Source organism: Streptomyces sp. NPDC057010, from assembly GCF_042673805.1.
In the GTDB taxonomy this organism is placed as follows: Bacteria; Actinomycetota; Actinomycetes; order Streptomycetales; family Streptomycetaceae; genus Streptomyces.
Genome location: NZ_JBHUSC010000139.1, coordinates 1 through 1137, shown reverse-complemented (window position 1 = coordinate 1137; position 1137 = coordinate 1). Strand labels below are relative to the sequence as shown.

The 1137-nt window shown below is 54.7% G+C and carries 1 protein-coding gene; it reads right to left on the bottom strand.

The window, feature by feature from the left end:
• Positions 1-334: 334 nt before the first annotated feature.
• Positions 335-1137: RHS repeat-associated core domain-containing protein (locus tag ACFTXQ_RS36645; RefSeq protein ID WP_382650011.1), on the bottom strand; the 803-nt coding region annotated here is incomplete at its 5' end.

Genomic DNA, 1137 nt, shown 5'->3' with positions numbered 1-1137 from the left:
AGGGATGGCGCCACAAACTCTATGACCTCACGTCCTTCATCGTCAACAACGTCTCGATTAAGAAGGTAGATCGCGTGGCCATCAAGCTTCATGAGATGTGGATATCCACTCACATCGAATGCAAATGGAATGTACTCGTGCTTATCGAACAGTGCTTGAGTATCCGTGTAATCGATATAATTTTCTTCCAGCGTCGATCCATCAACGGTTGACGGGTACTTAATTGGATAGAACCCGTTGAACGTTACACCATTTGCATCGCAAGGGTCGAGATATCGTCTTCAGTCAATGATTTGGCCAACTTGACCAGCTTCAACTTGCTCATAGAACTCTCCTAATGGCAGCCACCGCTCTTCGGTTTCTTTACTCGCCACCCCTTCTCCGTCGCAAAGTCTCGAGCAGCTGCCGTGTCGTATTTCGTTCCACTGTGCTGCTGGAACTGTGACACGCCACCGTCATGAGAGATTGACCGATGGATATCTCTCTTGACCAACTGCATCGTGACTTCCCCGGTCTTGGGATCAAAATCGCTCATATGGTGCCACGTGTACTCTCCCGACGCTTCCCGGGGGATCTTCGACGCATTGAACGCCTGCGTGTCGTCCAGGGAACGATATCCTTGCATCTTGATTTTAACGATGGCACTTTGCCCTTCGCCAGCCTGATAGAGGTTCGCGCCACCGTTCAGTCCGATCGGATCCGGGTTGATGAACCGCCCGATATCGGGATCGTAGAATCGGAAGGTGTTGTAGTACAGCCCGGTCTCACGGTCCAGATACTGTCCCTGAAAGCGCAGGTTCTGCGGCCGCGGTACGTAAGCCGGTGAAGATGCCGCCTTTACTTCGCCCGACGCCGGCCGCTTCGGCGCCCGTGCAATCCATTCTTCCTGTACCGCGTTGCCCCATACCTGGTAGCGCGCTTGCCAGACCAGCTCGCCGTCGACGTCGGTCAGTTCCTCTGGCAATCCCGACACGTCGTTATGGAAATAGTAGACAGTGTCGCGCACCTCCGCATCGTTGGCCGCCGGCGCCGCCTGATCGATCCGCGCAAGCGGCACGTAGCTGTCCGGTTCGTACAGATAGGTCAGCGCCTGTTCGCCGAGACGATCGTGATAGATCTCGTGGACGAGTCTCATGC